We start from the raw sequence: 7,804 nt of genomic DNA, 5'->3' as shown, positions 1-7,804 counted from the left end.
GGAGTTCGTGCGTGCTCGCGTCCATCACGTCCGTCGTCTACCAGAGCGACAACGGCGGCGACGGTTCCGTGACGATCGACCCCATCGCCCTCGCCGTCACGGTCACCGGCGTCTACGAGGACAGCGACAACGACGGAGTGCAGGACGCCGGCGACACCATCGCCTACACGATCGTCACGCGCAACAACAGCAGCGTCACCCTGGACGACGTCACCATCACCGCCGAGGTGACCGACACCGGTGCCCCGCTGTCCGTCGCTTCGTGCCCCTCGCAGTCCATCCAGGCCAACGGCACCGACACCTGCGTGGCCGACCACACCCTGTCGCTGGCGGATCTGAACCGGGGCCGGGTGAACGTGACGGCGACGGCCATCGGCCAGCTGCCGGCGCTGCCGGGCCAGACCACGACGCTGAGCGCGAGCGGCGACGGGAGCACGTCGACGACACTGACCGACACCCCGAAGCTCACCGTCGCCAACAGCGTCTCGGGGATCGCCGACCAGAACCACAACGGCCTCACCGACGCGGGCGACACGATCACCTACCGGGTGCAGGTCACCAACACGGGCAACTCCACGGTCTCCGGCGTCACCGTCACGGAAACCGCGACCGGCGCCACGACCGGCGCGGTCCCGCTGAGCTGTGACTCACCGGATCCCGTGTCGATCGTGCCCGGGGCGGTACTGGGCTGCAGCGGTTCCCACACCATCACACCGTCCGATGTAGACACCCAGGCGGCCACCGTCACGGCCACGGCCACCGCGTCGGGGACGAGCCGCGCGGGTGCCGGCCGCGCGGTCGACGCCGCGCCCAGCGAGACGACCACCCGGCTGACCCAGGACGGGGAGCTGGCCACGCAGCTCGCGGCCGGCGTGCTGACCGACGTCGACGGCGACGGCCGCACGGACGCGGGCGACACCGTCACCTACAGCGCCACCGTCACCAACAGCGGCACCGTGACGCTGACCGCGGTCGGCGCCACGCTGGCCCTGGCGGCGCCGGCCGGCCCCGCGCCGGAGCTGGACTGCGTGCCCGCGGCCCCGGCGACGCTGGCCCCGGGGGCGCAACTGGCCTGCACGGCCACCTACCCCCTCGGCCGGTCCGATGTGGACAAGGGCGAGGTGGTCGCGACCGTGGCCGCGTCGGGCAAGTCCGGCGCCACCAAGGTGACCGCCGATCCCGTCACCCGCACCATGCCGCTGAACCAGAGCAGCGGCATCACGGCGGTGGCGTCGGTGTCCGGGCTCGTCGACCAGAACGGCAACGGGACACTGGAAGCGGGTGACACCGTCAAGTACGCCGTCGCGGTGACCGACACCGGGACCGTGACGCTCAGCCAGGTTTCGGTCGTCGGCCGGCTGGCGTCCCCCGGCGGGCCGGACCCGGCGCTGACCTGCTCGCCGAAGCAGCCCGGCAAACTGACCGCGGGTGCCGTGATGACCTGCACCGGCGCCTACGTCGTCACCCAGTCCGATGTGGACAAGGGGTCCGTCGAATACGCCGTGACGGCGACCGGCGTGTCGCCCACCCAGGAATCGGTCGAGTCTGCCCCGAGCACCGTCACCACGCCGCTGGGCGCGGTGCCCGCGCTGTCGGTCACGAACACGGTCACCGGCGTCGCCGACGACAACCACGACTCGGTCGACGACACCGGTGACGTGATCAGCTACGCGTTGACGGCCACCAACACCGGCACCGTCACGCTGACCACCGTGGTGCTCACCGCGCGGCTCAGCCCGCCCGCCGCCCCGGCGCCGATCCTGCAGTGCTCGGCCGACGCGCCGGTCACGCTCGCCCCGGGAGACACCCTGACCTGCACGGCTTCGTACAAGATCACCCAGGCCGACGTCGATTCGGGCACCGTCGTCAGCACCGCGACGTGCAGCGCCAGGACGGCAGGCAACAAGGCCGTCGGCGCGGGCCCGGTCGCCGTGACGACCGAGCTCGCCACGAAAGCGGCACTGGTGGCGGGCAACGTCGTCACCTCGATCGAGGACCGCAACGGCGACACCGTCGACGACGAGGGCGACGTGATCGTCTACTCGGTGACCCTGACCAACGGGGGCAGCGTGTCCCTCGGCGCCGTCACCGCCGTCGAAACCCTGGCCCCGCCGGCGTCCGGATCGCCCTCGCTGACGTGTGACCCGACGGCGCCGGGCACGCTGGCGCCGGCCGCCGTGATGACCTGCACCGGCTCCTACCGCATCACCGCCGCCGACGTGGGGGGCGGCGGCGTCAAGGCCACCGCGATCGGTACCGGCGTGACACCGGGCGGTGCCGCGGTGCGTTCGGCGGAGGTCGTCGTGAGCACGCCCGTCCACGCGACGCCCGCGGGGGTGGCCCCGGGCAGCGGCGATCCGGCCGCCACGGGTACCGGTCCCGGGGGCCACACCGATCCGGCGAAGGCCGCCGACCGGGCCGCGCGGCTCGCCTACACCGGCGTCGACACCGTGCCCATGCTGAGCGCGGGTGCGCTGTGCCTGGTCGCCGGGGCCGGTCTGGTGCTGCTGACCGCACGCCGTCGCCGGCGCCGCTGACCACCCCGCTCGGAGCGGAAGACATGCGGAGGGGAAGACATGCAGAGCATCGCGCAGGCGAAGGCCCGGCTGGCGACGCGCGCCAAGGTCAGGGACGCGGCGCTGGTCGGCTCGCTGGGCGCGCTGGCCGCCGGGACGTGCGTGTTCTGCGCGCTGACCGTCGCCGCCCCGCCGATCCGGGTCCGGCCGGTCGCGCTGGCCGGTCCGGTACCCGTCGTCGCGGGCCCGCCCGCTGTCGCGGTTCCGGCCGCCGGGCCGTTCGTTCCCGCGGAGCCGGTCGAGGCGCCGCCGGGCGTGCCGGCGCCGGCGTTGGCCGGCGAACTCGGCTCGGTGGCCGGAAGCGACGGGCCGGCGACGGCCGCAGGCCTGGCCGCGAACGGCGTCCCGGAGACCGCGTTGGCGGCCTACCGCAACGCCGAGGCCGCCCTCGCCGCGAGCCGGCCGTCCTGCCACCTGGACTGGCCGCTGGTGGCCGCGCTGGGCCGGGTGGAGAGCAACCACGGCCGGTTCGGCGGTGCCGTGCTGGCGACGTCCGGGGTGAGCAGGCCGCCGATCATCGGCCCCCGGCTCGACGGTGGGGCCTTCGCGCTGGTGCGGGACACCGACGGCGGCCGGCTGGACGGCGACCCGGGGTACGACCGGGCGATCGGTCCGCTGCAGTTCCTGCCCGGCACGTGGCGGGCGGTGGGCGCGGACGGCAACGGCGACGGGATCGCCGACCCCTACAACATCTTCGACGCGGCGGTGGGCGCGGGTGTCTACCTGTGCAGCGGAGCGACGGACCTGGCCGATCCCGCGTCCCTGCACGCCGCGGTCCGCCGGTACAACCACTCCGACTCCTACGTCGCCCAGGTGCTGTCCCTGGCTGCCCGGTACCGGGCGGGCGTCACGGTGGTCACCACCACCACGACCGCACCCGCACCGTCCACCACGAACCCCCCGCCCACCACCACCACCACCACCACGCCGCCGACACTCCCGCCGACGACGCTCCCGCCCACGACCGAGCCGAGCGCGCCGCCGACGTCCGGCACGACAACGACGACCTCGGACGAACCGCCACCACGGCCGTGACCGGTCAGTGTGTGGTGGCCACAGCGTGACGCCTACTGGCGGCCCTGGGGCAGCACCTGAGCGGAGAACGACACCGACGGGGTGCAGCGGACCGAGCCGGGCCCTGGCGTCACGCAGTTGACCGAGACCACGACCGGCACGCCCTGGGGTACGTGCAGGCCCTTGCTGTAGGTGTAGTTCTGGTCGGTGAAGTTGGCCAGGCCCGCCTCCAGCAGCACCTGCCCACCCACGGACAACCGGATGAAACCCTTGTCACCGCGGGGGTTCTGCATGACGGCGTCGGACACGTCCATCGCCCGGCCGTCGGGCGCGGTGAACGTGAACGGCTGGTAGGAGCCGTCGGTGACCGGCTCGGCGAACGCGGCCACCCGGAAGTCCAGCGGCTTCGGGGTGTTCGCCGAGCTCGCCGACGCGGCGGCGCTGAGCTGCGCCTGGGCGCTCTGCTGCGACCCGTGCGCGTCCGACGCGGCCGCGCCCGCCGCCGCGGCCGCGCTGCCGGCCTGGCTGACCTGGCCGGCGACCTCCGACGTGGCGATGTTCTTCACGTTCGGCACCAGCACCGCGTACCACAGCGCGACCAGCACGATGCCCAGCGCGCAGATCAGCACCAGCGCGGGGATGACCCACTTGGGCAGCATCCGTTCCTGGGTCATCAGCCCCTTGACCACCCGCGGTTCGCCCAGCAAGGTGCCGTCGGTGCTCTCGTGCAGCACCTTCAGCTCGAACGGGTGAGGTTGTGGATCGCCGCGCAGGAACCGTTCGTAGGGCCGCACCAGCACCCCCAGCAGCGCCACCCGCGCCGGGGGGACGCTGAAGAACGTCCGGTCGGGCCGGATCCGGATCCGGTCGTCCTCCGGGTCGAAGGGCTCGACCTCGACACGGATCGTCGTGTTGCCGCGGTTCTCGACGGCGAGCTGGTACTTGGCCCGGCGGCTGCCGCGCCGCTTGGTCGGCAGCAGCTCCGCGTCCAGCTCGGTGAACGGCGTGACCTCGACGTGTCCCTCGACCACCGCCGAGTCGCCGGGGTACTCGCGCGACTGGACGCGGACGCCGAACGGGTAGCCGCCCGCCGCCACCTCGGCCGACCGCGGTGGCGCGAACGTCACCTGCAGCGTGACTTCGGTGCCCGGCATGAGGTTCACGATCGGCGGATCGGCCGTCGTCCACTCCCGCGTGTCGCCGACGACGTCGACCGTGAACTGGTCCACGACCGGACTCTGGTTGCGCACCAGGACTTCGCAGGTCGTCTCCGCTCCGGGGTCGACGGCGAACGAGGTCTCACCGAGCAGCGTGAACGCAGTCATGCGTGTCACTCTGGGCCGACCCACCGCGGCACCGGAATCGCCGGGGGACAGCCCATCGCGCAGTCCCGGCGCGGCCCGCGTTGCCCCCGTTCCTGCCCGATCGCCCTTCCCCCGCGACCCGGCCGCGGGCAGGCTGTACGGGTGATCCAGCACGTCGACGCCGCGGTGACCGCGCTGATCGGCTCGGCCCTTCCCGGCGAGGTCGACGTGCGCCTCGACCGGCCGGGAGCCGCGCCGGTTTCGGTGTTCCTGCACCGGGTCGAGGAAGACGTGGCCGCCCGCGCCGCGTCGTGGACCGACGAGCTGGACGAGCGCGGCCGGGTGGTGGCGCGGTCGCTGCCGCCGCGGCGCTACCGGTTCTGTTACGCGGTCACCGCGTCGGCGGAGGACACGCTCGTCGAGCACGCCCGGCTGGGCGCCGTGCTGGACACCCTCGCCGGCCTGCTGCACGTGCCGCTCGAGTACCTGCCGCCGCCGCTGCGGTCCGGCCCGCCGATCGACCTGGACGTCGCCCACCCCGCCCTGGCCGGCCTGCCCGCCGAGCTGTGGGCCGGGTTCGGCGTGCCACCCAGGACGTTCCTCGACGTCGTGCTCAGCGTGACGCTCACCCCGAAGGTCGCCGCGCCGCTGGCCGCGCCGCCGGGCGAGGTGGACCTGGGCGTGCGCGGCGGAACGCCCTCACCACGGCCGGCGCTCGACTCCGAGCCGCCCCGGCACCGGATCAGGGAGTGAGCGATGGGCAAGCCCGCGGCCAAACTGGGTGACGCGGTGCTCGGCACCGACCTCCACATCGTCATGGTGCCGAGCCCGGGCGGTCCGGTGCCGACTTCGACGCCGTTGCCCTTCAGCGGCAAGCTGGCCCAGCAGTGCAGCACAAACGTGCTGATCGGCGGACGCGGCGCGGCCACCGTCGGCTCGGTGGCGCTCAACGTGCCACCGCACGTCGTACCGGCGCCGAGCACGTTCGCCCACCCACCGGCCGACCGGGGCACCGTGGTCGAGGGCAGCACGACCGTGCTGATCAACGGCAAGGGCGCGGCCCGGGTCGGGGACAAGGTGCTGACCTGCGCGGACCCGGCTCCGGCGCCCAACGGCACCATCCAGGGCGGCGGCACCGTCCAGATCGGACCGTGACCACCGTGCCCGGCCGGCCACCTCGACCCGGCGCGGCACGGTCGCGATCGTGCCTCTCGGAAGCGCCGGCTCGCAGTGTCGCGAATGACTCATGCAGACCTCCGGCGTCCCGAATGACCCATTCGGGACGCGCCGAGCCGAACGTCCGAAGCCCTCCGATGGGATCGCCTCTCGGCCGGCTCGGTGCGCCTGGGCCGGGGCTCAGCCGGCCACCTCGATCCGGTGCGGCACGTGCGCCGGTTTGGCCCACGCCACCAGTTCCCGCGTCGCCGCCAGCTGCGCGTCCGACATCCCGGCTCCCCGGACCCGGACCACCAGCTCGACCGGCTCGGTGGCCGGCTCGGGCCCGGTCGGCGTCCGCGACCAGCGCACGCCCCCGCTGTCCACCACCTCGGCGAGGCCCCCGGACATCAGGTCGAGCTGCCACTGCAGGCCCCGCGCCGTGCCCCGGCAGCGGTGCAGTTCGACGGCGTGCACCACGGCTTCCCGCCGCTGCCGCCGCGGCCAGGCGTCGTCGAGCGGCACGCCCACCCAGCTGGCGAGGCCGGCCAGGAAGTCGTCCGGCGCCAGCAGGGGATCCAGGTAGGCCGGCAGGCAGTCCAGCGAGGCGAACGCGGGCGCGAGGACCTCGTCCAGCGCCAGCGTGAGCCGCTCGACGACGGGGTCCTCCTGCAGCACCGCCGGCAGCAGATCCAGCAGTGGCCGGGGCGTCCGCGCGCCCGGCACCAGTCCACGCACGATGCGAACCCCTATCCGCCGACGCCGAAGAACTGGAACTCCGTCACCCCGACGTCCGTGGCGTCGGGTGCCGGGTACACCTGGAGGATCTGGATGTGCACGATCCCGGCGGCCAGTCCGTTGTGGAGCGTGACCTCCTGGGGCTCCTTGCTGTCCTTCAGCGTCACGGTGTCCGACTTCTCGTTGGAATAGGCGAACACCACGATCGACGGCCGGTCGTGCGCGACGAACGCGCCGCCGGCCCCGCTGGTGATGACGACCTTCGCCAGCGCCGTCGGCTTGCCGAGGTCGATCGTCACCGACGGCTGCGGGCCGTTGGGCGCCCACGGTGCCAGCCAGTAGGTGTCGGAGAAACCGTCGAACGCGGCGGTCGCGGGGTGTCCCGGCACCGGCGTGCCGGTCGGGTGCACCGCTGTCGGGTGCACCGGGCTCAGCGTGGCTCCGCTGATCAGGCCGGCCGCCCAGGTCCTGACCCCGGTGACCCGGTCGACCACGGCCGTGCGCAGCGGCGGGTAGATCCCGGCCAGCAGGCCGAACGCGAGCACCGCGACGAAGGCGTAGGTGCGGACGCCGCGGATCAGCCGCCGGCCCAGACGCCTGTTGCCGCCCCGCTTGGCCGGCCGGTCGGCCGGGGACACCAGGTGCGGGCCCCGCCGCGGCCGCAGGCGTCGCCACCACGGCGTCCTGGCGACCGCCGCGGTGCTCAGCGACTCGCCGCAGCGGCTGCAGAAGTTCCGGTTCGGCGGATTGCCCTCGCCGCAGTCACCGCAGACCCGGTCACCGGGCTGGATCCTGCGGGTCGACGGCGCCCGCGCCGGTGCCGGTGGTGCCGCGGGCGCGACCTCCTGCGGCAGCACCTCTTCCGGTGCGACCGGCGCGCCGTCCACCGGGGACACCAGCGCCGCGGCGGTCGTCTCCGGTGCCGGTGCCGGTGCCGGTGCCGGTGCCGGTGGGGGTGGGGGTGGCGGCGGTCCGTCCACGGGCGGTGGCGGCGGTGGGGGTGCCGCTCCGACCGGG

At 74.1% G+C, this 7,804-nt stretch carries 7 protein-coding genes; 4 read left to right on the top strand and 3 right to left on the bottom strand.

What is annotated here, in order from left to right; all coding sequences use genetic code 11:
• Both ACGFMK_RS48485 and ACGFMK_RS48480 read left to right on the top strand, forming a co-directional pair.
• Positions 1–2,537 (top strand): hypothetical protein (locus tag ACGFMK_RS48485; RefSeq protein WP_392778715.1); only part of this gene is annotated, 2,537 nt, incomplete at its 5' end.
• A gap of 39 nt (positions 2,538–2,576) precedes the next feature.
• Complete coding sequence (locus ACGFMK_RS48480) at positions 2,577–3,611, top strand: hypothetical protein (RefSeq protein WP_392778712.1); 1,035 nt, start codon at positions 2,577–2,579, stop codon at positions 3,609–3,611.
• A gap of 32 nt (positions 3,612–3,643) precedes the next feature.
• Here ACGFMK_RS48480 and ACGFMK_RS48475 read toward each other — a convergent pair whose 3' ends face one another.
• A complete protein-coding gene (locus tag ACGFMK_RS48475) occupies positions 3,644–4,915 on the bottom strand; it encodes a hypothetical protein (RefSeq protein WP_392778709.1) in 1,272 nt (423 codons plus the stop codon).
• A gap of 141 nt (positions 4,916–5,056) precedes the next feature.
• On the opposite strand from ACGFMK_RS48475, the gene ACGFMK_RS48470 reads away from it, so the two are divergent.
• Both ACGFMK_RS48470 and ACGFMK_RS48465 read left to right on the top strand, forming a co-directional pair.
• Positions 5,057–5,647, top strand: coding sequence for a Pvc16 family protein (locus tag ACGFMK_RS48470; protein WP_392778706.1), 591 nt, complete (start codon positions 5,057–5,059; stop codon positions 5,645–5,647).
• A gap of 3 nt (positions 5,648–5,650) precedes the next feature.
• Entirely contained in the window at positions 5,651–6,049 is a 399-nt protein-coding gene (locus ACGFMK_RS48465; RefSeq protein ID WP_392778703.1) for a PAAR domain-containing protein, read from the top strand.
• 201 nt (positions 6,050–6,250) lie between these two features.
• Here ACGFMK_RS48465 and ACGFMK_RS48460 read toward each other — a convergent pair whose 3' ends face one another.
• Both ACGFMK_RS48460 and ACGFMK_RS48455 read right to left on the bottom strand, forming a co-directional pair.
• Entirely contained in the window at positions 6,251–6,787 is a 537-nt protein-coding gene (locus tag ACGFMK_RS48460; protein WP_392778701.1) for a phage tail protein, read from the bottom strand.
• 11 nt (positions 6,788–6,798) lie between these two features.
• Positions 6,799–7,804: NADase-type glycan-binding domain-containing protein (locus ACGFMK_RS48455; protein ID WP_392778698.1), on the bottom strand; the 1,006-nt coding region annotated here is incomplete at its 5' end.

It is taken from the genome of Amycolatopsis sp. NPDC049252 (assembly GCF_043197175.1).
Classification (GTDB): Bacteria; Actinomycetota; Actinomycetes; order Mycobacteriales; family Pseudonocardiaceae; genus Amycolatopsis.
This window is presented reverse-complemented; position numbering and strand designations above follow the sequence as displayed.

Excerpts from the sequence above, each read along its gene's own strand:
- ACGFMK_RS48480 (WP_392778712.1), top strand. The coding sequence starts at position 2,577 with ATGCAGAGCATCGCGCAGGCGAAGGCCCGGCTGGCGACGCGCGCCAAG.
- ACGFMK_RS48475 (WP_392778709.1), bottom strand. The coding sequence starts at position 4,915 with ATGACTGCGTTCACGCTGCTCGGTGAGACCTCGTTCGCCGTCGACCCC.
- ACGFMK_RS48465 (WP_392778703.1), top strand. The coding sequence starts at position 5,651 with ATGGGCAAGCCCGCGGCCAAACTGGGTGACGCGGTGCTCGGCACCGAC.